This is a genomic window from Micromonospora sp. BL1 (assembly GCF_003667485.1).
Taxonomy (GTDB): Bacteria; Actinomycetota; Actinomycetes; order Mycobacteriales; family Micromonosporaceae; genus Micromonospora; species Micromonospora tulbaghiae.
The window spans coordinates 25,904-46,571 of sequence record NZ_RCVK01000400.1 but is presented as its reverse complement, the minus strand read 5'-3'; the positions used below and the strand labels follow the sequence as shown (position 1 = coordinate 46,571).

Genomic DNA, 20,668 nt, shown 5'->3' with positions numbered 1-20,668 from the left:
CCGCCACCAGGCCGATCACCAGGGCGGAGAGTACCGACAGGAGCGCACCGGGCCAGTAGAAGTAGTCGCGGATCCAGAACGCGCCACGGTCCGCGCTGATCTGCCAGATGCCGAGCTGGGCGGTGGTCAGGCCACGGCCGGCGACCACCCCGTCGACCACCGACACCACGGCGAGCAGCCAGAGCCAGCCGGTGGTGGCGATCAGGTTCGTGGCGGCGGCCCGGGTGTGCAGCGCCCAGACGGCGAGCAGCACACCGAGCAGCAGCCCCGCACCCGCGTACGCGGCGGCGACGACCTGCGGGGCGGCGACGTCCGGCACCCGTGCCGCCCGCGCCGGAACCGCCACCAGCAGCACGGTGACGATCGCGCCGGCACCCGCGGCGAGCGCCAGGCCGAGCCGGGGCAGTGTGCCCCGCGGCTCGTCGTCGCTCCCGCGCAGGCGCTGGGCGCAGACCGCACCGACGATGACCGATGTCGCCGCGATCCAGGTCGCCCAGGCGAGGCTCGCCACCCAGGCCGCCTCGGCCCGTACCGCGCCGGCCGGCGCCCAGTTGATGATGCCCAGCCCGTACCCGAAACCGAGCTGCGCGGCGCCCGCGCCGGCGGCGACGCCGAGCGCGGCGGCTGTCGATCCTCCCCAGCCCCGTCTGACCATGCCGGGGAGCGTAACGTCCCGAGGTCGGCGCGGCGAGTCGTGACGACAGGCCGTGACCGTTCCGCAGCAACGGATACGGTCGTCGATGATCGGGGCGGGGAGCATGACGGACGAGCGGGAACCGGTAGCCGACGGCGGCGGGCCGGGGCGGGGCAGGATGCTCCTCGGCGGTGGCGTGGCCGTGATCCTGCTGGCGGTGATCGGTGCCAGCGTCGGGTGGATCCTCGCCGGTGAGCCGGAGCGCCCGGCCGCACCCGGCGACACCGCACCGGTCGGCGCCGCGTCCACATCGGCCTCCGCGACCACAGCGCCGCCGACCGCCACCGCCCGGCCGAACGGTACGCGCAGCAGCGCCCCGGCCGGGCTCACGGTGCCCGAGGTGGTGGGCGTGGACTTCGAGCAGGCCCGCCGGGACCTGCGCGAGCGCCGGCTCGGCTGGCGCCTGGTGTTCGGTACGGGCGCCGGACGCACCGTGGAGCGCACCTCACCGGCTCCCGGCACGCCGGTGAAGCGCGGCACCACTGTCACCGTGTGGGTCTCCGGGCCGGCGCCGGCCGTCACCGTGCCCGACGTGAGCACGCTGTCCTGCTCCGACGCGGCCGACGACCTGGTGGAGGCGGGGCTCTATCCCCGGTACGCCACCGGACGCCAGGGTCCGGTCACGGCGCAGGAGCCGGCGGCCGGTGGCACCGCCCGGTGGAACGACCAGGTGACGCTCACCTGCGGCGACAAGGCGTCCACGCCGCCGACTGTCTCCCCGTCGCCGACTCCCTGACGGGCGCGGCGCGCTGATCCCAGCCGGTGTCGCCGGGGACCGTTACGGTGGACGATCGAGGGCCCTGCGCCCCGTCCCGGTGGGGAAAGGACGTGCCATGAGCGACGACCGTCAGGAACCACCCGCCGGCGACGCGGACGCGACCCGGGCGCTGCCCCCGGACGCCGACGCGACCCGCGCGATGCCTCGCGACGCGGCCGGTGCAGACGCCGACCCGTCCCGAGCGTCGCCTCCCGAGCCGGACGCGGACGCCACCCGGGCGATGCCGCGGAACGCGGCCGGGGAGGACGCGGACGCCACCCGCGCCATGCCCCGGGGCGCAGCCGGCGAGGACGTGGACGCCACGCGGGCGATGCCGCGGAATGCAGCCGGGGAAGACGTGGAGGCGACCCGCGCCATGCCACGGAACGCGGGCGACGCCACCCGCCCGTTGCCCGGCGCACCGGCAGGACCGGGCGGGGCGGCAGGACCGGGCGGCCCCGCCGGGCAGGGCGGTCCGCGCCGTCCGCTCGACGCCACCGCCCCGCAGGAACCGGTGGGCGCCTGGTCCGGCCGGGCCGGGGTGCCGCCACCACGGCCGGCGGGCTATCCCGAGCCCGGGGCCGAGTGGTACGGCGACGAGCAGGCCGGGCGCCGCTGGTGGATGCCGATCCTGCTCGGCATCCTGGCACTGCTCCTGCTCGGGTTGATCGGGGTGGGGGTGTGGCTGGCGCTGCGTGCCGCCGACCGGAACTCCGATCCGGGCCCGGCGGTGCCGAGCATCTCGGCGCAGACGAGCGCCGCCCCGACGACCGCCGCGCCGACCAGTGCCGCGCCGAGTAGCTCACCGCCGAGTACGCCCCCGGCCACGACCGCACCGGTCGAGGTGCCGATGCCGCCGCTGGTGGGGCTGCCGGAGGCGGCTGCCCGGGCGGCGCTCGACCGGCTGGACCTGGACTACCGGGTGCAGCGGCGGGCGTCGGACCGCCCCGCCGGCACGGTGATCTCCACCGATCCGGAGGCCGGTTACCCGGTGGGCGAGGACGACCGGGTCACCATCGTGGTGGCCGTACCCGCGCCGCCGACGAGCGGGCCGAGCACTCCCGGATCGGCTCCGGCGACGACCACCACGCCCTGACGCGCCCCTGACTTCACCACTGGCGTCTGCGGGTGCCGACCAGACCCAGCCCGGCCAGCGAGATGGCGAGCCCGAGCAGCCCGGAGTAGAACAGCGACCGGCTGAGGTTGTCGGTCGTGTCGGTGGGCCGTTCGGCGAGCGCGCCCTCGCCGCCCCCGGCACCCGAGGCCGGTTCGTCCTCGTCCTCCGCCGGGTCGGCGTCGGCCCAGCCGCCCTCGTCGTCCGGCTCGTCGGAGTCGGCGGCATCGGAGTCGGCCGGACCGGACCCGGCGTTGTCGGACCCGGCCGCGTCGGACCCCGACCGGCCTTCCTCGCCGGCCACGGTGATCTCCGGGGCCGGTACGGGCTCGGCGAGCTGCTGGGTGGCGGAGAAGGCGGGATGACGTACCGCGAGCGCGAGGGCGGTCGCGGTGACGAGGAAGAGGAAGAGCCCGAGGGCATAGCCGATACGGGACCGGTGGTGCCGGCGCGCGGCGGGCAAGTTGACCATGACCATCCCAGGTTCAGGGTCCATGGCGCGCGGGGTGGAACATGCCGGGGTGGGCGTACCGATTCTATGGCGACGGCACGCCCTCCCGACCGGGAATCGTGAGGTCAGCCGACCCGGACCGGGGTCCGGACCGCCGGGCGGCGGGCCGTCCGCACCGTGTGCTGACGCGGAGCCGGCGCGGCCTGGAGCTGCCGCAACCCCTCCTGGTGTACGAAGATCGACCTCCGGTTGACCGCGTCCCCCGCCGCGTTCAACTCGTAGCCGTCGAGCCAGAGCCAACCGTCGTAGGTCGGCCAGTCGAGCACCCGGATCACCCGGAACATGATCGGTCGGAGGAACTGGACACTCGCCGCGCGTGTCACGTGCAGTACGTCACCGGAGCGGGGAAGCACATGGGCTCCTGGGAAGGTCGGCCGGCGGGACCGGCGAGGCTGAACGGGGGTCGGTGCGGTCCGGTGACGGGGGGTCTGCCTCGTGGACCGGCGGTCGGTGGGTCGGTGCTGGTCGGGCCGTACCCGCGGTGGCGGACCGCCACCCGACCATCACCCGGCTGCTCCCGGTTACCGCTCCCGCCGCCGCAGCCAAGCTGGCGTGCAGCGACGGGGTCTTCATTCCGGGGCAGGTCTCACGGCGCGGGACGGCTCCCCTCCGGCCGTCCCACGGATCGTGGTGTCACCACTCCCGGAGATCAAGCGAAGACGGTGAGTAACCCGTGCCATACGGACAGACTGCATCAGGGACGTGCGACATGCAAGTTGCACGTCGAGTTTTGCTGATAGGTGAGTCGGACACGCAAACACCGAAACTTGAAGCGTCAGGTATCGGAGCGGCACACTGGACGCCGGTTTCGCCCGTCGCGGCCGGTCGACGACCGGCACCACCCCTGCCGCGAACGCACACCCGCCGCCCGCCGGTCGCGCCCGCGGTGGGAGCCGAACCGGGGCGCGACCGACCGGAGGTAGCCGGGTGACTGTGAAGCGTGTTCCCGCAAGCCGATGGACGGCACCGTGAGCGCGAGGAGTGAGCCGGTCCTGCGAGCCCCGCAGTCGCGAACTGAGGTGGCACCGTGAGCGCGAGGAGTGAGCCGGTCCTGCGAGCCCCGCAGTCGCGAACTGAGGAGACTCCGTGAGCGAACGGCGCAGCCCCACCATCCGGCGACGCCGGCTGGGGGCGGAACTCCGCCGGCAGCGGGAGGCGGCGGGCATCACCATCGAAGTCGTCGCCGAGCAGTTGGAGTGCTCGGCGTCCAAGATCTCCCGGATCGAGACCGGCCACACCACGGCGACCCCGCGCGACGTACGCGACATGCTCCGCATCTACGGGGTGGTCGGCGCGGAGAGCGACGAGCTGGTGCAGATCGCCCGGGAGGCCCGGCAGAAGGGCTGGTGGCATCCGTACAGCACGGTGCTCGTCGGCGCGTACGTCGGCCTGGAGGCCGCGGCCAGCTCCATCCGCACGTACGAGCAGCAGGTGGTGCCGGGTCTGCTGGAGACGGAGGAGTACGCCGGTGCGATGATCCGGGCGGCCCGGCCGGACTTCACCGACGAACAGGTCGACACTCGGGTGCGTGTCCGTCTGGGCCGTCAGTCGTTGTTGACGCAGGACGATCCGGTCGATCTGTGGGTGGTGCTCGATGAGGCGGTGCTGAGCCGGCCGGTTGGCGGCGACGTGGTGATGCGTGGCCAGCTCAAGCGGTTGGTGGAGGTGGCCGAACTGCCGAACGTGACAGTGCAGGTCCTGCCCTTCGAGGTGGGAGCGCACGCCGGCATGGACGGGACCTTCACGATCCTCAGCTTCCCCGAGCCGAGTGATCCCGATGTCGTGTACGCGGAGAACGCCACGGGTGGGCTCTTCCTGGAGAAGAGTGACGAACTGCAGAAGTACAGCTTCATCTTCGATCACATTCGAGCAGCAGCCATGCGCCCGGAGGAGTCCATCGCACACATCGCGAAACTGGCAGAGGAGCCACTGTGGAAATGGCGACCAAGGAGTTCCCCGTGGACCTGACGCAGGCGACGTGGTTCAAGAGCTCGAAGAGCGGGCCGAACTGCGACAACTGCGTCGAGGTCGCGTACGTGACCGGGGCGGTCGGAGTGCGGGACTCGAAGGACAAGACCGGCCCGGCTCTGGTCTTCGCTCCGGGCGACTGGCACGCCTTCGTCGCCCGCGCCCGGAACGGCGTGTTCGGCCGGAGCTGACCGGCACCGAGATGTGGTCCCGCCCGGCAGCGCCGCCGGGCGGGACCATTCGCGTCCGGGTGCCCGCGCGGCGCCGGGCACCCGTCGCCAGTTCCGATCCGCCTCGTTGAACCGCACGGATCGGCAACCGAACAAGGCAGGCGAGACGGATGACGACGATCGGTTCAGAGAACCTCACCAGCGGCCCGGGCAAGCCCGAGCGTTTCGGTGGCAAGTACCGGGGTGCCCGCCGGGACACCGTCCTCACCGAGGTGGTCTCCGGTGACGGCGAGGACACCCGCGAGGGTGGCGTCCCCGAGCAGGCCGCGGCACCGTTGTCGCTGCCGTCGCTGGACCCCAACCCGCTGACCGAGCCGTCCTTCCCGCCGAGCGGCTGGCCGGTCGAGCAGCAGGAGTCCCTGGTGGACCACCCGCTGCTGCGTGGCCTGCTGATGGAGCTGCCGCCGAAGGGCAGCGTGCCTCCGCCCGGCTGGCTGGACCGCTGGTTCGAGGCGACCCGCGCGATCCTGGAACTGCTATACGTGCAGGGCGCGAGCCGGTCGCGCTGACACCGCCTCGGCGGCCGGCATCGCCCGCTCGACGAGCCGGTTGTGCCGAAGCGCGTGGCGCACGCCGATCGCGCACACGCCGAGCACCCCGACGGTGATCACCGGTCCGGCGACGCCCGGCGCGGCGAACAGATCGACGCCGACCGCCGGCAGCACCGCCACCAGCACCGCGATCGCCGTCGCCTGGAGCGGCAGCGCGATCAGCGGGTGCGCCGCCGCCGCGCGCAACCCGTGCGGGGCGGGCGTTCCCGGCGCCGCCGCGAACGCGCCCGCGCCGGACCGCAGCCGCCGGACCCGCCGTACCGTGCAGACCGCCACCACCGCCGCCGGCACCGCCGCGACGCCGAGTGCGGCGGCGGCCCGGTCCACTGTGGTGTCGCCGGCGCTCTGCAGGCCCGCGGCGAGGACCGCCGCGGTGAGCGCGAGGCCGGTCAGGACCAGGGCGGACAACCATCCGGTACGCCGGCGCAGCGCCCGGGCGCGGTCGATGCCGGGCAGGGCCTCCGCGACCAGTCCGGCGGCGAGCCAGACGGCGGCGACGGGAAGCAGCAGGGCGAGACGGTCATCCATGCCCCCTAGCCTTGCCCGTTCCGGCGTCCGCCGAATCCGGGACGGCACCCCGGTTCGTCCCGTACCCCTGCCCGTAGGGGTGGGGGTCAGACGTCGAACGTGGCGGGACGCCCGGTGGCCGGCGCGGGCGGTGTGGCCTTCCACAGGCCGGTCTTCTGGGCCGCGAGCCGGGCCAGGTAGGCCGGGTTGAGGATGACGTACCGGCGCCACAGGCGCTTGGGCTCCAGGCCGAGCCGCCAGAACCACTCCAGCCCGGCGCGCTGCATCCACGGTGGCGGGTTGCGCAGCAGGCCGGCGTGGTAGTCGAAGGCCGCGCCGACGGCCATCAGCGGCATGTCCAGCAGCGGGCGCATGGCGTACGCGAAGACCTCCTGGCGCGGGCAGCCCAGCCCGACCAGGACGAGGCGGGCACCGCTGGCCCGGATCCGGTCGGCGATCTCGGCGTCCTCGCCCGGCGCGACGGCACGGAACTTGGACGGCTCGACTCCGGCGATCTTCAGCGCGGGGAACTTGCGCTCCAGCGCCGGGACGAGCCGGGACAGCGTCTCCTCGGTGGAGCCGTAGAGGTAGACGGGCAGCCCTTCCTCGGCGAACCGGGCGAGCACCCGTAGGGTCAGCTCCGGCCCGTAGACACGGTCGGTGAGCCCGGCGCCGTGCAGCAGGTTGAGCGCCCAGCGCACCGGCTGCCCGTCCGGGGTGACCACGTCGAACGAGTTGAGCCGGGCGTTGTGCGCCGGGTCGAGCACGCCGGTCATCACGCCGTGCACGGCGAGCGCGGTGAGCGCCAGCGGGCGGCGCTCGTGCGCGGCCGCCACCACGGCCTCGGTGGCCCGGGCGTAGTCGGTGGCGTCGACCCCGACGCCGAGCACGTTGCGCTTGGTCCCGGTGGTCATGCCTTCGGCACCCACTTGTCGACGTTGGCCTCGTAGATCTCGCGCAGGATCATCGGCACGTCGTACGTGATCTTCCAGGAGGGGTAGTGCTCCTCGAACCGGGCCATGCTGCTGACGTACCACTGGTGGTCGCCGGTGCGGGCCTGCTCGACGTAGTTGATCCGGGCCTCGCGGCCGGTGATCTCCTGGGCGATCCGGAACGCCTCGATGTGCGAGGTGTTCGAGTGCCGGCCGCCGCCGAGGTTGTAGACCTGGGCGGAGCGCGGCTCGCGGAAGAACGCCTCGAACGCGGTCAGCACGTCGTGCGAGTGGATCGCGTCCCGGACCATCTTCCCCTTGTAGCCGAAGAGGTTGTACGTCCGGCCCTCCATCACGCACCGCATCAGGTACGCCAGGAAACCGTGCAGCTCGGCGGCGGAGTGCGCCGGCCCGGTGAGCGTCCCGCCCCGGAAGCAGGCGGTCCTCATGTCGAAGTAGCGGCCGTACTCCTGGACCATCACGTCGGAGGCGACCTTCGAGGCGCCGAAGATCGAGTGCAGCGACTCGTCGATCGACATGTCCTCGGTGATGCCGTCGTACCAGCGGTGGTCCTCGGGCAGCTCGTAGCGGGTCTCCAGCTCGATCAGCGGGAGCGAGTTGGGCCGGTCGCCGTACACCTTGTTGGTGGAACAGTGGATGAACGGCGCGTCGATCGCGTGCCGGCGGGTGTTCTCCAGCACGTTCAGCGTGCCGCCGGCGTTCACGTCGAAGTCGGTGAACGGCTCCTTGGCGGCCCAGTCGTGGCTCGGCTGGGCGGCGCTGTGGATCACCACGGCGATGTCCTTGCCGTACCGCTTGAAGACCTGCTCCAGCCCGTCGCGGTCGCGGATGTCGACGGCGTGGTGGGTGTACGCGGAGCCGAGGTCGGCGGCGAGCCGGTCCAGGCTCCAGGCTGTGGAGCCGTCCTCGCCGAAGAAGTACCGCCGCATGTCGTTGTCGATGCCGACCACGTCGAGACCCAGTCCGGCGAAGTGCCGGGCCGCCTCGGAGCCGATCAGACCGCCGGAACCGGTCACCAACGCGACAGTCACACGCCACTCCTGGTCCGTGGGAGGCAGGGAAACCATCGGAGCATAGCGTGACGTCCGGAACGCCCCGATACGAAGCAAGGGCCCCGCGATGTGCGGAGCCCTTGCTCTGGTGGGGATGGGGGGAGTTGAACCCCCACGTCCTTTCGGACACACGGACCTGAACCGTGCGCGTCTGCCATTCCGCCACATCCCCGTGGCACGACCCGGAACACCATATCGCATCCCGCGCCCGCCATCTGCGGCGGGTGCCGGGACATATTACGCTGTCCACTGGCCACGCCACGAACGATCACCGCTCGTGGCGGGCGAAACTTTAGCACGTCCGCGGGCCTGGTCACGAACAGGCCGACGGCAGCCGGCCGAGCGGCGTGTGAGCTGCGGAGGCGGTGTCCGGATACCATCATTGCCTCGGGACCCGAGGAGGAGCCGGTGAGCGTGCTGCAACGCTTCGAGAAGCGTCTGGAAGGCCTGGTCGAGGGGGCCTTCGCCAAGGTCTTCAAAGGGGTGGTCCACCCCGTGGAGATCCTCAACGCCATGCAGCGGGAGGCCGAGGCGCACAAGGCGATCCTGGCCGGTGGGCGCACCCTTGTGCCCAACCGCTACGTGATCGATCTCTCGCCCTACGACCACAGTCGGCTGGCGCCGTACGCTGCGGCGCTGGCCCAGGAGCTGGCCCAGTCGCAGGCCGAGTTCATCGGCGAGCAGGCGTGGACGGTCTACGGCGACGTGATCGTCGAGGTCGAACGCGGTGAGGGCCTGGACACCGGCATGTTCCGGGTCACCGCCGAGGTCTACACCGGTGGGGACGTCGCCCCGGTCTCCGCGCCCGGCGGCTACGACGCCGGCCCGGCCTACCCGGCGTACGACCAGGGTGGCGGCTACGGCCCTCCGCCCGGTCACGGCGGCGGCCGCAACGTCCGCCTGGTCTCCGGCGACGGCCGCACCTACCCGCTCCAGATGGGCTCGACCGTGATCGGCCGCGGCGACCAGGCCAACCTGCGCCTGCCCGACGTCGGCATCTCCCGGCGCCACGCCCGGCTGGACTTCGACGGCGGCCAGGTGGTGCTGACCGACCTGGGCTCCACCAACGGCACGATGGTCAACGGCCAGCGGGTCTCGGCGGTAGCCCTCAACCCCGGCGACATGATCCAGCTCGGCACCACGACGCTGACCTTCCGCGTGGACGGCTGATCCGCGTTGCCGGAACTCGTCATCACCGTCGCCCGGTTCGGGTTCCTGATCCTGCTGTGGATCTTCGTGTTCACGGTGGTCGGCGTGATCCGCCGGGATCTCTTCGCCGGCGCCCGGTCGGGCCGGCTCGTGGCCGCGCCGCGGGGGATCGGCGCGTCGACCGGGCAGCCGGGGAAGCCGGCGAAGGCCAAGCGCGGCCGGGCCGCCCACCAGCTGGTGGTCACCGCCGGTCAGCTCGCCGGCACCCGGATCACGCTCGGGGAGGCCCAGATCACCATCGGCCGCGCGGAGGACTCGACCCTGGTGATCACCGACGACTACGCCTCGGCGCGACACGCCCGGCTGGTGCCCCGCGACGGGCAGTGGTACGTCGAGGACCTCGGATCGACTAACGGCACCTATCTCGATCGCGCTAAGGTCACCGGACCAACCCCCGTCCCCCTCGGCGTGCCGATCCGGATCGGCCGCACTTCCCTCGAATTACGGCCATGACTCTGACCCTGCGCTACGCGGCCCACAGCGACCGCGGTCTGATCCGAGACGGCAACCAGGATTCCGTCTACGCCGGACCGCGGCTGCTCGCCGTGGCCGACGGCATGGGCGGCATGGCCGCCGGTGACGTCGCCAGCAACATCGTCATCGGTGCCATGGCGCCACTCGACGAGGACGTCCCCGGTGACGCCCTGGTCGACGCGCTCCGCTCCGCCGTGGGCACCGCCAACCAGCAGCTCCGCGACACCGTGGACGCCAACCCGCAGCTGGAGGGGATGGGCACGACGCTCACCGCGACCCTCTTCTCCGGCAGCAAGCTCGGCATGGTCCACATCGGTGACTCGCGGGCCTATCTCCTGCGCAACGGCGAGTTCGCGCAGATCACCAAGGACGACACGTACGTCCAGATGCTCGTCGACGAGGGCCGGATCAGCGCGGAGGAGGCGAGCAGCCACCCCCAGCGCTCGCTGCTCACCCGGGCGCTCGACGGCCGCGACATCGACCCGGAGTACAGCGTCCGCCAGGTGCTGCCCGGCGACCGCTACCTGATCTGCTCCGACGGGCTCTCCGGCGTGGTCAGCGCGGAGACCATCGCGGACACCATGCGGGAGTACCCCGACCCGCAGCGGTGCGTGGAACGCCTGGTGCAGCTCGCGCTGCGCGGCGGCGGCCCGGACAACATCACCGTGATCATCGCCGACGCCACCGACCAGGACATCGTCGAGGCGTCCCCGATCGTCGGCGGCGCCGCCGCCCGCGACCGGGGCATGGCGACCTCGGCCGACGACTCCACCCCGGCGGCCCGCGCCTCGGCGCTGTCCGCCCCCCGGCCGCCCGCGCCCGAGGAGCCGGTGGACAACCGCGACGACGAGCCCGAGCGGCGTCGTCGCCGGCCGCTGCGTACCGCCGCCATGGTGCTGGCGCTCGCGGTGATCGTCGGCGGTGGCGCGTTCGGCGGATGGACGTACACCCAGCGGCAGTACTACGTCGGCGCCACCGACGACGGCCAGCTCGCGGTCTTCCGTGGGGTGCCCGGCCAGGTCGCCGGGCTGGACCTGTCGAACGTGCACGAGCGCAGCGAGGCCCGGCTCGACGACCTCACCCTGGCCGCCCAGGAACGGGTGAAGCAGGGCATCCAGGCCCGCAACGAGCCGGACGCGGAGCGCCGGCTGGCGGAGCTGACGAGCGAGGACCCGGCGAACCCGAACCTCAAGCCGCTCTGCCCGCCCGACCCGTCGCCCGGTGTGACCAGCCCGACCCCGGTGACGACGACGGGCGCGCTGAACCCGCAGGCCAGCGGCAGCCCCACACCGTCCGCGCCGCCTGCCGGCTCACCGACCTCCGGCGCGCCGTCGCCGACGTCGACCATCACGCCCGACGCCGTACCCTCCGACACCGTTCCGCCGGCCGACCCGGCGGGTTGCCGGTCGCCGGAGTGAGTGCCGGCTCGATCCCGAGGACGTATCCGTGACCGCAGCCGCCGTACCGGCCGCCTCGCCCGCTTCGACGGGCGAGCAGTCCGGCGTACGCCTGGCCCGGTCCCGGCGTAACGCCGAGCTGTCCCTGCTCCTGCTCGCCATGGTGCTCGTGGCGGCGTACGCGGCGATGGTCGAGGCGAAGGCGCTGGACACGATCACGCCCGACTTCTGGATCCCGGCCGCCGCACTGGGGCTGGTCTTCCTCGGCCTGCACCTGGTGATCCGCTGGCTGGCGCCGTACGCCGATCCGGCGCTGCTGCCCGCGGTGGCGCTGCTCAACGGCATCGGGGTCGGCTTCCTGCGGCGGTACGACCTGGCCAAGGCCACGCCCGCCGAGCGGGAGGACCTGGCCGTCTTCGCCGGCACCGGCGGCCGGCAGCTCGCCTGGACGCTCGCCGCGGTGGTGCTCGCCGCCGCTCTGCTGGCGATCCTGCGCGACCACCGCTCGCTGTCCCGGTACGCGTACACCCTGGGCCTGGCCGGCATCGTGCTGGTGATGATCCCGGCGTTGCTGCCGTCGCGGTTCTCCGAGATCAACGGCGCCAAGCTCTGGATCATCGTGCCCGGCCTGGGGCAGATCCAGCCGGGTGAGTTCGCCAAGCTGACCCTGCTGACGTTCTTCGCCTACTACCTGGTGCGCAAGCGCGAGGTGCTCTCGCTCGCGAGCCGGCGGGTGCTGGGCATCGACTTCCCGCGGGGGCGCGACCTCGGCCCGGTGCTCGTGGTGTGGCTGGTCAGCCTCCTGGTCCTGATCTTCGAGAAGGACCTGGGCACGTCGCTGCTCTACTTCGGCATGTTCGTGGTGACGCTCTACATCGCCACCGAGCGGGTGAGCTGGCTGCTCATCGGTCTGATCCTGTTCTTCGGCGGCGCCTACCTGGCGTACGTGCTGGGCAGCACCGTGGGCGGCCCGTTCGCGAACTTCTACGACCGGGCGCAGATCTGGCTGGACCCGTTCGCCGAGCCGTACGACAGGGGTTACCAGCTGGTGCAGGGGCTGCTCACGCTCGGCACCGGCGGCCTGTTCGGGGCCGGGCCGGGCGGCGGCCAGCCGGCACTGCTGCCCGAGGTGCAGACCGACTTCATCTTCGCCGGCATCGGTGAGGAGATCGGCCTGTTCGGTCTCTCCGCGCTGCTCGTGATCTACCTGCTGATCGTGGAGCGGGGCCTGCGGGCCGCGCTGGCGGTGCGGGACTCGTTCGGCAAGCTGCTCGCCGGTGGTCTGGCGTTCACGCTCGGCCTGCAGGTCTTCGTCATCGTCGGCGGCATCAGCAAGCTCATCCCGCTGACCGGTCAGACCACCCCGTTCCTGTCCGCCGGTGGCTCGTCGCTGATGGCGAACTGGCTGCTGATCGCGGTGCTGCTGCGGGTCTCCGACGGCGCCCGCCGCCCGGTGACCGGCGGCCGTGGTCCGGCCGCCCGGCCCGCAGGCGGTCCGCCCGAGCAGTTGCACGGCGCCCAGACGGAGGTGATCCGGCCGTGAACGCCCCCCTGCGCCGCGTCGGCGTTGTCGTGATCGTCCTGTTCGGGCTGCTGTTCGCGAACCTGAACTGGATCCAGGCCTACAAGGCCGACGAGTACCGCAACAGCGACTACAACGGCCGGGTTCAGGTCGCCGAGTACGACCGCAAGCGCGGCAACATCGAGGTCGGCGGCACCGCGTACGCGGTCAGCAAGGAGACCGGCGGTGAGCTGAAGTACCAGCGCACCTACCCGGGCGGGGCGATGTACGCGCACGTGCTCGGCTGGAAGCCGGTCAACGGCGGCGCGAGCGGCATCGAGCGGGTGGAGAACGACTTCCTGGCCGGCACCAGCGACGCGCTCATCGCCAGCCGGATCAAGGACATGTTCACCGGTGACGAGACCGGCGGCGGCAACGTGCTGCTGACGCTCTCCAAGGGTGCCCAGCAGACGGCGTACAAGCAGCTCAACGACAACCAGGTCGGCGCGACCAAGGGCGCGGCCATCGCGATCGACCCGCGTACCGGCGCGGTGCAGGCGCTGGTCTCCATGCCGAGCTTCGACCCGAACCCGCTGGCGAGTCACAACAGCACCGAGGCGGACCGGGCGTACAACGCGCTGGAGAAGGACAAGGACCGGCCGCTGGCGAACCGGGCGCTGTCCGAGACGCTGCCGCCGGGCTCCACCTTCAAGATCATCATGGCCGCGGCGGCGCTGGAGAACGGCGTCGGGCAGCAGACCCGCATCCCGGCCGGTTCCAGCTACACCGCGCCCGGCGCCGGTCAGCCGATCCGCAACGCCGCGCCGTCGATCTGCCCCGAGTCGCAGGTGACGCTGCGCGAGGCGGTGACCGAGTCCTGCAACACCGGCTTCGCCCAGCTCGGCGTACGCCTCGGCTCCGACAAGGTCAAGGAGAAGGCGAAGCAGTTCGGCTTCGAGCAGGAGGACCTCACCGTCGGCCAGCTCGGTGAGGGCGGCCTGCCGGTGGCCGCCAGCCGCACCGGCGACATGCAGAACCCGGACGGCAGCACCGACCAGGCCGCGCTGGCGCAGTCGTCGATCGGCCAGAACAACGTGCGGATGACCCCGTTGCAGGGCGCGATGATCGCCGCCGCGGTGGCCAACAAGGACGGCAAGCAGATGCGTCCCTACCTCGTCAAGCAGCTGCTCGGGCCGGACCGCACCACCGTCTACGACGCCGCCCAGCCGCGCGAGCTGCGCCGCCCGATCAGCGGCCAGGTCGCCGCCGACCTGCGCGACATGATGCAGAACGTGGTGAAGGAGGGCACCGGCCGCCGGGCTGCCATCGACGGCTTCGTGGTCGGCGGCAAGACCGGCACCGCCCAGTCCGGCCCGAACACCCCGGACCACGGCTGGTTCATCGGCTTCGCGCTGGACAAGGACGGCACGCCGCTCTCCGCGGTCTGCGTCGAGCTGGAGCAGGCGGGCAGCGGCGGCAGCGCCGAGGCAGCCCGCATCGCCGGCCGGATCATGGCGGCGGCGATCGCCGACTCCGGGAGGCGCTGACGTGCTCGGTCCGGGAGTCAAGCTCGGCAACCGCTACCGCCTCGACGAGCGGATCGCCAGCGGTGGCATGGGCGACGTGTGGCGCGGCACCGACCAGGTGCTGGGCCGTACCGTCGCGGTCAAGAGCCTGCTCCCGGCGCTGCTGGACGAACCGGGCTTCGCCGAGCGGTTCCGCGGCGAGGCCCGGACCATGGCCACCATCAACCACCCCGGCGTGGTCGACGTCTACGACTTCGGCAGCGACCAGCACATCGCGTTCCTGGTGATGGAGTACGTCGAGGGCGATGCGCTCTCCGCCACGCTCAGCCGCGTCGGCCGGCTGACCCCGGCCCGCACGATGGCGCTGCTGGCGCAGGCCGCCGACGCGTTGCACGCGGCGCACGAGAAGGGCATCGTGCACCGCGACGTGAAGCCCGGCAACCTGCTGGTCCGGCCGAACGGCACGCTCGTGCTCACCGACTTCGGCATCGCCCGCTCGGACCTGGTCGGCCAGCTCACCGCCGCCGGCTCGGTGCTCGGTACCGCCTCGTACATCTCGCCGGAGCAGGCCACCGGCGCTGTCGCCACCCCCGCCTCGGACGTCTACGCGCTGGGCGTGGTCGCGTACCAGTGCCTGGCCGGCCGCCGCCCGTTCGAGGGGGACAACCCCCTCGAAATCGCTATGAAGCACGTGCGGGACGCTCCGCGGGCGCTTCCGCCCGACATCCCACCACAGGTTCGCGCGATCGTGGAGCGGGCCATGGCGAAGGACCCGGCCGCGCGCTGGCCGAGCGCCGCCGCGCTGGCGAGCATCGCCCGGCAGGCCAAGCTCGCGCTCTCCCAGGCGGCACGCGCCGGGCACCCGATCTCCGGCGTACCCGCCTCGCCGGCCGCGCCCGTCGCGCCGCCGGTCACGCCCCTGTCGCCACCGGCCGGCCCGCCGGACGGTGCGCTGCCGTCGTGGGCCGCCGCACCCGTGTCGGCACCGCCGCCGCCCGTGGTGCCGGCCCCGGCGCTGCCGACCTGGCCGCCGCCGGCCACGCCCGGCCGCGACGCCGACACGACCCGTCCGGTACGCCCGCAGCCCGCCGATCCGGATCTCGCCACCGCCGCGTACGGCGGGACCGACGGGCCGGGTTTCGCCACCGTGTCGTTCCCGCAGGGCAACCCGCTGGAGAACTCCGGATCGCTGACCGGGCACATCCTGGCCCAGGGCTGGTCCGAGGAGAGCCCGGCGGCCCGGGGCGGCAACACCAAGGTGGTCATCGTGCTGGCGGTCGCGCTGATCATGCTCATCGCGATCAGCCTGCTCGTGGTCTTCCTGGCCAACGACGCGCTGAGCGGCCTGACCGGGACCATGCTCATCGAGTGACAGGGGTGAGCCCGCCCACTACGGTCTCGCGTTGCCGTGGCGGAGTCGTCGATGCGCCGTACACTTGTCTCTGATCATTGACCCGGCGCGCCCGACTGCGCGCGCCCATGGGCGATCTTGCGGGCGATTCGGCGGCGTGACAGGCCGCGGCGGGCCATCGCGAAGATGCGCCCCGCTCGAGAGGTATTTCTTGACCACGTTCGCTGAATCCAGCACGTCCCCGTCCATCGACCCGACGCCCGAGACCGTCGACTTCGCCTCGCTCGGCCTGCCCCGGCAGCTCGTCGAGACGCTCGCCCGGCAGGGCATCACCACCCCGTTCGAGATCCAGCGGGCCACGCTGCCCGACTCGCTGGCGGGCCGCGACGTCCTCGGCCGGGGCCAGACCGGCTCGGGCAAGACGCTCGCCTTCGGCCTGCCGGTCATCGCCCGGGTCGCCGACCGCAACCGGGCCCGGCCGCTGCACCCGCGCGCCCTGGTCCTGGTCCCCACCCGTGAACTTGCCATGCAGGTCAACGACGCCCTCGTGCCGCTCGGCAAGTCGGTGGGCGTGTTCCTGAAGACCGCCGTCGGCGGTGTGCCGTACGACCGGCAGATCGACGCGCTGCGCCGCGGCGTGGAGATCATCGTGGCCACCCCGGGACGGCTCGGCGACCTGATCGAGCGCGGCGTGTGCCGTCTCGACGACGTCGAGATCACCGTGCTGGACGAGGCCGACCAGATGGCCGACATGGGCTTCCTGCCCGAGGTCACCCGGCTGCTGGCGAAGACCCCGGCGGACGCGCAGCGGCTGCTGTTCTCGGCCACTCTGGACAACGACGTCGACACGCTCGTCAAGCGGTTCATGACCGACCCGGTCACCCACTCGACCGCACCGGCCACCGCCGCCGTGTCCACCATGGATCACCACCTGCTGCTGATCCCGCCGCACGACAAGTTCGCGGTCGCGGCGTCCATCGCCGCCCGTGAGGGCCGCACCATGCTGTTCGCCCGTACGCAGCTCGGCGTGGACCGGCTCGTCGAGCAGCTCGCGGCCGTCGGTGTGCGGGCCGGCGGGCTGCACGGCGGCAAGACCCAGCGCATGCGCACCAAGACGCTCGCCGAGTTCCGTGAGGGCCGGACGCCCGTGCTGGTCGCGACCGACGTGGCGGCCCGGGGCATCCACGTCGACGGCGTCTCGCTGGTGCTGCACGTGGACCCGCCGAAGGACCCCAAGGACTACCTGCACCGGGCCGGCCGTACGGCCCGGGCCGGCGAGTCGGGCGCGGTGGCGACGCTGGTGCTGCCGAAGCAGCGCCGCACCACGCTGGCCATGATGGAGAAGGCGGGCGTCGAGCCGGCCGAGACCCGGGTCCGGGCGGGCGACGAGGCGCTGGCCGAGTTGACCGGCGCGCGCGAGCCCAGCGGCGTACCGGTCCGGGAAGAGCCGGAGCCGCGGCGCGGCGGCGGCTCGCGCCGCTTCGGCGACCGGGACGGCCGGGGCTTCGACCGTGGCGGCCGGGGCTTCTCCGACCGTGGCGAGCGCCGGTTCGGCGACCGCGACGGCCGGGGCGAGCGCCGCTTCGGCGACCGGCCCGCGGGCGAGCGGTCGAGTGACCGGTTCGCGGACCGGGGCGGTGACCGCCGGTTCGGCGACCGGCCGGCCGGCGAGCGCTACTCGGGCGAGCGGTCCGGCGGCGGTGAGCGCCGCTTCGGGCGGCCGGAGCGTCGCGACGAGCGCAGCTTCGGCGACCGGCGGTTCGACGGCCGGAGCGTCGGCGAGCAGCGGTCCGACGACCGCGGCCCGCGCGACGACGACCGGCGCTTCGGCGAGCGGTCCGAGCGGCCGTACGGGGACCGGCAGCGGCCGGCGGCCGGACGCGGGTACGACCGCGACGAGCGGCGGTACGACGACCGGCCGAGCGGCTCGCGCGGCTTCGGCGACCGGCGCCAGGACGACCGCCCGCACGCCGAGCGGCGTTTCGGTGACCGGGGCGACGCGCGTCCGGCCGAGCGCCGGGCCGGCGGTTTCCGGGCCGAGGGGCGGGGGCGGGACGACAGGCGCGGCTTCGGCGGGCGCCCGCCGGCACGTACCCACTGATCTGAGCGCACCCACTGCCGCCGCCGAGCATCCGCTCGGCGGCGGCGGTGCGTCCGGGGTGATGTCGGCTCCCGTTCCAGCTGCGCGGTGTGAGGACGGGATATCGCCGGGTCGGCTCATTCCACAGCGACAGGCGATGACGAGGCCGCCAGTCGGGCGGTGGCGTCGGGGTGGCCTTGTCGATGGTCTGCCGGAGGCTGCGCCGAGCGGACCGGCCCCACGACCAGGCGACCCAGCAGCCGAACGCCTGGGCGATGACGGCGGCCAGGAGCAGCCCGGTGCCGATCGGGTCAGACATTGCGCACCGACCGCAGCCAGCCCAGGAACCGGATGTGCATTTCGGCGGGGTCCGGCGGCTCGGAGTAGAGCCTGGTCAGGTCATCGGTTGCCTGCCGCATCAGGGCGGCCAGATCGACGGCGAGGTGGCGTCGGTCGTGCTCGTAGTCAGCGACCAACTCGGCCTTGGCGTTCTCGCACGGCCAGTTGAGCAGGTCTGCCGTACAGACCCAGAGGGGTTTCAGCGGAGCGTGGCGCTGGGTCACTCGGGGCCTCCTGGCAAGGTTCGGCGTCCAGGTGGCACCCCCGTCCGCCGCGAAACTCGCCACCGGGCGGGGGGCCTGATCCATCAGATCGCTCAGTTGCCCCCCTGTCAACGTTGACGGGCCTACGTAGGTGGGTTTATTTGTTCGCGTAACGGTGGTCGGGTCGGACCGCTCCTACCTTCGAAGTCGTGACCAAGGAGACGGGACCGGGCGAACTTGTCGCGGCCGGTGAGATCTTGAAGATGCTCGGCGTGGGCAGATCGAGATTCCGCGAGATCCGGCGGCACCCCGCATTCCCCGCGCCGTATCAAGAGCTGTCGGTCGGCGCGGTCTGGTTGAAGCGGGACGTCGAGCGGTACATCCGGGAGCACCGGCCGCCCCGGCCGGCGGACGACGACGAGTAGCCCGACGAGGTATGACCCGTACGTCTCCTGACTCCCGGCGGCGGCGTTCGCGCATCCGCTGCCGCCGACGGCCGGGTCGCGTAACGTCCGGACCATGCCGAAGTCGCTCTTCTGGGCCCGGACCGACACCGCCGGCTCCGAGCACGTCGTGCTCGACGACGGTCAGGGGCTGACCGCGCAGGGTGTGGCGCTCGCCGTGGATCCGATCCCGTACACGTGCCGGTACCGCCTGACCGTCGGCCCGGACTGGTCGACGAACCGGCTGGAGGTCGAGTCCGAGGGTGCCGGCTGGTCGCGGAGCGTACGCCTGGAGCGGGGCCGGGACGGGTGGCGCGTGCGTACCGGCGAGGAGGGTGACCTGGACGCGGCGCTGAGCGTGGTGGGCCACCCACCGGCGGGCCTGCCGGGCACCGACGACCCGAGCCGGCTCGCCGAGGCGCTCGACGTGGATCTGGGCGGTTCCCCGCTGACGAACACGCTGCCGATCCGCCGGATCGGGCTGGGCCGGCTGCCCGCCGACCTGGCCACCGCCGTGACGGTGGCCTGGGTGCTGCTGCCCGGCCTGGCCGTGGTGCCCGCCGAGCAGGTCTACACCTCGCTGGGCCCGGGCCGGGTCCGGTATTCCAGTGACACGTTCGCCGCCGACCTGGAGGTCGACCCGGACGGTTTCGTGGTGCGCTACCCGGGGCTGGCCGAGCGGGTCGACCCGCTCTGACCGTCCGGGGTCCGGTTCAGGCCGCCGGCCAGGTGCCGTCGGTCAGGAACCGGTCGATGGTGGCGAGGTGCGGCGCGAGGTCGAGGCCCTGCGCGGCCACCCACTCGTCGGAGTAGTAGGTGTCGCCGTACCTGTCGCCCGGGTCGCAGATCAGCGTGACCACCGAGCCGGTACGCCCGGCCGCGCGCATCTGCGCGATCAGCCCGAACGCGCCCCACAGGTTGGTGCCGGTGGAGCCGCCCACGAGGCGGCCGAGCACCGCCGAGCCGGCCCGCATCGCGGCGAGCGACGCGGCGTCCGGCACCTGCACCATCCGGTCCACCACGCTGGGCAGGAAGGACGCCTCGACGGTGGGCCGCCCGATGCCCTCGATCCGGGAGCCGCGGTCGGTGCGCACCGACCAGTCGCCGGCCTGCCAGGCGGGGTAGAAGGCGGAGTTCTCCGGGTCCACCACGCAGAGCTTGGTGGGCAGCCGCCGGTACCGGGCGTACCGGCCGATGGTGGCGCTGGTGCCGCCGGTGCCGGCGCCGACCACGATCCAGGCGGGCACCGGGTGCCGTTCCAGCGCGAGCTGGGCGTAGATCGACTCGGCGATGTTGTTGTTGCCCCGCCAGTCGGTGGCCCGCTCGGCGTAGGTGAACTGGTCCATGAACCGGCCGCCGCTGTCCTCGGCGAGCCAGCGCGCCTCCACCACGACCTTGGACGGGTCGTCCACCAGGTGGCAGCGCCCGCCCTGGAACTCGATCTGGGCGATCTTCTCCGGCGACGTGGAGGCGGGCATGACCGCGATGAACGGCAGCCCGAGCATCCGGGCGAAGTACGCCTCGGAGACGGCCGTCGAGCCGGACGACGCCTCGACGATCGTGGTGTCCGGGCCGATCCAGCCGTTGCAGAGCCCGTAGAGGAACAGCGAGCGGGCCAGCCGGTGCTTCAGCGAGCCGGTGGGGTGCACCGACTCGTCCTTGAGGTAGAGGTCGATCCCCCACTCGCGGGGCAGCGGGAACGGCAGCAGGTGGGTGTCGGCGGAGCGGTTGGCGTCCGCCTCGACAGTGGCGATCGCCTCGGTCACCCAGCGCCGGCTGGCCTCGTCGCACCGGTCGAAGTGAGTCAC

The 20,668-nt window shown here is 72.8% G+C and carries 21 protein-coding genes, 1 tRNA gene and 1 pseudogene; 14 read left to right on the top strand and 9 right to left on the bottom strand.

What is annotated here, in order from left to right:
* Nucleotides 1-655, bottom strand: a pseudogene (locus tag EAD96_RS29590) (hypothetical protein); the annotation flags it as partial.
* A 103-nt stretch (nt 656-758) separates the two neighbouring features.
* Between EAD96_RS29590 and EAD96_RS29585 the strand changes: the two are divergent.
* Together EAD96_RS29585 and EAD96_RS29580 are read left to right on the top strand one after the other, a co-directional pair.
* Nucleotides 759-1,430: a PASTA domain-containing protein gene (locus EAD96_RS29585; protein WP_233586225.1), complete on the top strand. Its 672-nt coding sequence runs from the start codon at nt 759-761 to the stop codon at nt 1,428-1,430.
* A gap of 97 nt (nt 1,431-1,527) precedes the next feature.
* Nucleotides 1,528-2,547: a PASTA domain-containing protein gene (locus EAD96_RS29580; RefSeq protein ID WP_121686541.1), complete on the top strand. Its 1,020-nt coding sequence runs from the start codon at nt 1,528-1,530 to the stop codon at nt 2,545-2,547.
* Between the two features lie 13 nt (nt 2,548-2,560).
* Here EAD96_RS29580 and EAD96_RS29575 read toward each other — a convergent pair whose 3' ends face one another.
* Both EAD96_RS29575 and EAD96_RS29570 read right to left on the bottom strand, forming a co-directional pair.
* Nucleotides 2,561-3,043, bottom strand: a complete 483-nt coding sequence (locus EAD96_RS29575; RefSeq protein WP_199733338.1) for a hypothetical protein — start codon at nt 3,041-3,043, stop codon at nt 2,561-2,563.
* Between the two features lie 98 nt (nt 3,044-3,141).
* Complete coding sequence (locus tag EAD96_RS29570) at nt 3,142-3,429, bottom strand: hypothetical protein (RefSeq protein WP_121686540.1); 288 nt, start codon at nt 3,427-3,429, stop codon at nt 3,142-3,144.
* 733 nt (nt 3,430-4,162) lie between these two features.
* Between EAD96_RS29570 and EAD96_RS29565 the strand changes: the two genes are divergently transcribed.
* The 3 genes from EAD96_RS29565 (at nt 4,163) to EAD96_RS29555 (ending at nt 5,783) form a co-directional block, all read left to right on the top strand.
* Nucleotides 4,163-5,044 (top strand): helix-turn-helix transcriptional regulator, encoded by an 882-nt coding sequence (locus tag EAD96_RS29565; protein ID WP_121686539.1) that lies wholly within the window; start codon nt 4,163-4,165, stop codon nt 5,042-5,044.
* The gene (locus EAD96_RS29560; RefSeq protein ID WP_013283299.1) at nt 5,014-5,235 is read left to right on the top strand and encodes a DUF397 domain-containing protein; all 222 of its coding nucleotides are present in this window, start codon (nt 5,014-5,016) and stop codon (nt 5,233-5,235) included. The genes EAD96_RS29565 and EAD96_RS29560 overlap by 31 nt, the downstream gene beginning before the upstream one ends.
* Nucleotides 5,236-5,384: 149 nt before the next feature.
* Nucleotides 5,385-5,783, top strand: a complete 399-nt coding sequence (locus EAD96_RS29555; RefSeq protein WP_091413673.1) for a hypothetical protein — start codon at nt 5,385-5,387, stop codon at nt 5,781-5,783.
* On the opposite strand, the gene EAD96_RS29550 is transcribed toward EAD96_RS29555, so the two are convergent.
* The 4 genes from EAD96_RS29550 to EAD96_RS29535 form a co-directional block, all read right to left on the bottom strand.
* Nucleotides 5,751-6,353, bottom strand: coding sequence for a hypothetical protein (locus EAD96_RS29550; RefSeq protein ID WP_121686538.1), 603 nt, complete (start codon nt 6,351-6,353; stop codon nt 5,751-5,753). The two genes, EAD96_RS29555 and EAD96_RS29550, sit on opposite strands and share 33 nt — an antisense overlap.
* 86 nt (nt 6,354-6,439) lie before the next feature.
* Nucleotides 6,440-7,246 carry a WecB/TagA/CpsF family glycosyltransferase gene (locus EAD96_RS29545; RefSeq protein WP_120574068.1) on the bottom strand — a complete coding sequence of 269 codons (807 nt, stop codon included), beginning with the start codon at nt 7,244-7,246 and terminating at the stop codon, nt 6,440-6,442.
* Nucleotides 7,243-8,352, bottom strand: a complete 1,110-nt coding sequence (locus tag EAD96_RS29540; protein ID WP_175438584.1) for an NAD-dependent epimerase/dehydratase family protein — start codon at nt 8,350-8,352, stop codon at nt 7,243-7,245. The genes EAD96_RS29545 and EAD96_RS29540 overlap by 4 nt, the downstream gene beginning before the upstream one ends.
* Before the next feature lie 71 nt (nt 8,353-8,423).
* Nucleotides 8,424-8,509 (bottom strand) — tRNA-Leu (locus tag EAD96_RS29535).
* A 209-nt stretch (nt 8,510-8,718) separates the two neighbouring features.
* Between EAD96_RS29535 and EAD96_RS29530 the strand changes: the two genes are divergently transcribed.
* From EAD96_RS29530 to EAD96_RS29500, 7 genes are all read left to right on the top strand, one after another.
* Nucleotides 8,719-9,507, top strand: a complete 789-nt coding sequence (locus tag EAD96_RS29530; protein WP_026267912.1) for a DUF3662 and FHA domain-containing protein — start codon at nt 8,719-8,721, stop codon at nt 9,505-9,507.
* 6 nt (nt 9,508-9,513) lie between these two features.
* Nucleotides 9,514-9,999, top strand: a complete 486-nt coding sequence (locus EAD96_RS29525; protein ID WP_013283305.1) for an FHA domain-containing protein — start codon at nt 9,514-9,516, stop codon at nt 9,997-9,999.
* Complete coding sequence (locus EAD96_RS29520; RefSeq protein ID WP_120572428.1) at nt 9,996-11,438, top strand: PP2C family serine/threonine-protein phosphatase; 1,443 nt, start codon at nt 9,996-9,998, stop codon at nt 11,436-11,438. Before EAD96_RS29525 ends, EAD96_RS29520 begins: the two co-directional genes overlap by 4 nt.
* Nucleotides 11,439-11,577: 139 nt before the next feature.
* Nucleotides 11,578-12,960, top strand: coding sequence for an FtsW/RodA/SpoVE family cell cycle protein (locus EAD96_RS29515; protein WP_233586226.1), 1,383 nt, complete (start codon nt 11,578-11,580; stop codon nt 12,958-12,960).
* Nucleotides 12,957-14,465, top strand: a complete 1,509-nt coding sequence (locus EAD96_RS29510; protein ID WP_121686536.1) for a penicillin-binding protein 2 — start codon at nt 12,957-12,959, stop codon at nt 14,463-14,465. The genes EAD96_RS29515 and EAD96_RS29510 overlap by 4 nt, the downstream gene beginning before the upstream one ends.
* Nucleotide 14,466: 1 nt before the next feature.
* Nucleotides 14,467-15,816 carry a serine/threonine-protein kinase gene (locus EAD96_RS29505; protein WP_233586224.1) on the top strand — a complete coding sequence of 450 codons (1,350 nt, stop codon included), beginning with the start codon at nt 14,467-14,469 and terminating at the stop codon, nt 15,814-15,816.
* A 190-nt stretch (nt 15,817-16,006) separates the two neighbouring features.
* Nucleotides 16,007-17,896 (top strand): DEAD/DEAH box helicase, encoded by a 1,890-nt coding sequence (locus EAD96_RS29500; RefSeq protein WP_121686535.1) that lies wholly within the window; start codon nt 16,007-16,009, stop codon nt 17,894-17,896.
* 290 nt (nt 17,897-18,186) lie between these two features.
* Here the strand turns inward: EAD96_RS29500 and EAD96_RS29495 are convergent, their stop codons facing one another.
* Nucleotides 18,187-18,438, bottom strand: coding sequence for a flavin reductase (locus tag EAD96_RS29495; protein ID WP_091414371.1), 252 nt, complete (start codon nt 18,436-18,438; stop codon nt 18,187-18,189).
* 188 nt (nt 18,439-18,626) lie between these two features.
* Here EAD96_RS29495 and EAD96_RS29490 point away from each other — a divergent pair, with 188 nt between their 5' ends.
* The gene (locus EAD96_RS29490; protein ID WP_036311366.1) at nt 18,627-18,842 is read left to right on the top strand and encodes an AlpA family transcriptional regulator; all 216 of its coding nucleotides are present in this window, start codon (nt 18,627-18,629) and stop codon (nt 18,840-18,842) included.
* Nucleotides 18,843-18,936: 94 nt separating this feature from the next.
* Complete coding sequence (locus EAD96_RS29485; protein WP_121686534.1) at nt 18,937-19,557, top strand: putative glycolipid-binding domain-containing protein; 621 nt, start codon at nt 18,937-18,939, stop codon at nt 19,555-19,557.
* 16 nt (nt 19,558-19,573) lie between these two features.
* On the opposite strand, the gene EAD96_RS29480 is transcribed toward EAD96_RS29485, so the two are convergent.
* Nucleotides 19,574-20,668 (bottom strand): PLP-dependent cysteine synthase family protein, encoded by a 1,095-nt coding sequence (locus EAD96_RS29480; RefSeq protein WP_120572116.1) that lies wholly within the window; start codon nt 20,666-20,668, stop codon nt 19,574-19,576.

Bases quoted from the DNA above. Each gene is read 5' to 3' on its own strand.
- EAD96_RS29585 (WP_233586225.1), top strand. From the start codon at position 759: ATGACGGACGAGCGGGAACCGGTAGCCGACGGCGGCGGGCCGGGGCGG.
- EAD96_RS29580 (WP_121686541.1), top strand. From the start codon at position 1,528: ATGAGCGACGACCGTCAGGAACCACCCGCCGGCGACGCGGACGCGACC.
- EAD96_RS29575 (WP_199733338.1), bottom strand. From the start codon at position 3,043: ATGGTCATGGTCAACTTGCCCGCCGCGCGCCGGCACCACCGGTCCCGT.
- EAD96_RS29560 (WP_013283299.1), top strand. From the start codon at position 5,014: ATGGCGACCAAGGAGTTCCCCGTGGACCTGACGCAGGCGACGTGGTTC.
- EAD96_RS29555 (WP_091413673.1), top strand. From the start codon at position 5,385: ATGACGACGATCGGTTCAGAGAACCTCACCAGCGGCCCGGGCAAGCCC.
- EAD96_RS29550 (WP_121686538.1), bottom strand. From the start codon at position 6,353: ATGGATGACCGTCTCGCCCTGCTGCTTCCCGTCGCCGCCGTCTGGCTC.
- EAD96_RS29545 (WP_120574068.1), bottom strand. From the start codon at position 7,246: ATGACCACCGGGACCAAGCGCAACGTGCTCGGCGTCGGGGTCGACGCC.
- EAD96_RS29540 (WP_175438584.1), bottom strand. From the start codon at position 8,352: ATGGTTTCCCTGCCTCCCACGGACCAGGAGTGGCGTGTGACTGTCGCG.
- EAD96_RS29520 (WP_120572428.1), top strand. From the start codon at position 9,996: ATGACTCTGACCCTGCGCTACGCGGCCCACAGCGACCGCGGTCTGATC.
- EAD96_RS29515 (WP_233586226.1), top strand. From the start codon at position 11,578: ATGGTGCTCGTGGCGGCGTACGCGGCGATGGTCGAGGCGAAGGCGCTG.
- EAD96_RS29485 (WP_121686534.1), top strand. From the start codon at position 18,937: ATGCCGAAGTCGCTCTTCTGGGCCCGGACCGACACCGCCGGCTCCGAG.